Raw genomic sequence first — 1,145 nt, forward strand, 5'->3', positions numbered from 1 at the left:
GTGGCGTCAATGAGTGCGCGGATGGTGGACTCCTCGGAGCGGAACCAGGCGAGTGCGGCGTTCGCGTCCGGCAGACGCGGGAGTGCTCCGGGTGGCTGCTCAGCGGTGACCGCAGCCTGGTCCGCACACACGCGGGCCGCCGCGAGGGTGGTCGCTTTGCAGTAGTAGTCGAGGAGTCGGGTGGTGGCCTGCTGGTGGACTTCGGCGCCGAGTTCGTTGAGGAGTTCGATGCCGTAGAGGCGGATGAGGTCGTGGCGGGTGAACCGGCCGAGGGCGTTCTCGCTAAGAAGGTGGTAGGCGGCCAGGCAGCCGAGGGCTTTGCGGGTGGTGGAGGGCCGGGCTTCCAGGAGGGCGGCGGCAGAGAGTGTGTCGACCTCGGCGCCGGGGTGGACTGCGAGCAGTGCGAGGAGCCGGGCGGCATCGGTGGACAGGTGGCGGTGGGTGAGGTTGAGGGCGGAGCGGATGCCGACGGTGCCTTCAGTCTCGAGTGCGGGCAGACGGGTGCGTTCGTCTTCGAGTTCGGTGACGAGGTCGGTGATGGTCCAGCCGGGGCGGCAGGCGAGGCGGGAGGCGGCGATGCGCAGTGCGAGCGGGAGGTAGTCACAGAGTGTCATCAGCCGCCGAGCCGCCTGTTGCTCGGTGTGCGCTCGTTGAGGCGTGAGGAGGTGTTCCAGCAGGGCCCAGGCGTCGGCGGGAGGGAGGGGTTCCATCCGTAGGACGGGTGCGCCTTGGTGGACGACGAGGTCGAGGAGGGAGCTGCGGCTGGTGACGATGGTGGTGGAGTGGGGGCCTGCGGGCAGCAGGGGGAGTACGTCGCGTGCGGTGGCCGCGTTGTCGATCACGACGAGGAGGCGGGCGTTGTGGGTGCGCTGGCGGTAGAGCTCCGATCTTCTGCCGGGCTCGTCGGGGATCTGGTCTTCGGGGACGCCGAGGGCACGCAGGAAGTCGCCGAGAGCCTCGGCCGGGTCCACCGGGCCGCGGGGGTCGAATGCCCGCAGGGTGGTGAACAACTGCCCGTCGGGGAAGCGGGATGCTGCGCTGTGTGCCCAGCGGACCACGGTGGCTGTTTTGCCCGAGCCTGCGGGTCCCACGAGCAGGGACAGCCCGCCGCCGGTCTGTCCCTCGCCGCATTCGCGGTCGAGCCA

The 1,145-nt window shown here is 70.3% G+C and carries 1 protein-coding gene; it reads right to left on the bottom strand.

All coding sequences use genetic code 11. The features are described 5' to 3' along the window. On the bottom strand, positions 1–1,145 hold a 1,145-nt coding region (locus tag FB157_RS47020), incomplete at both ends, for an NB-ARC domain-containing protein (protein ID WP_186582025.1).

It is taken from the genome of Streptomyces sp. BK340, assembly GCF_007827595.1.
Classification (GTDB): Bacteria; Actinomycetota; Actinomycetes; order Streptomycetales; family Streptomycetaceae; genus Streptomyces.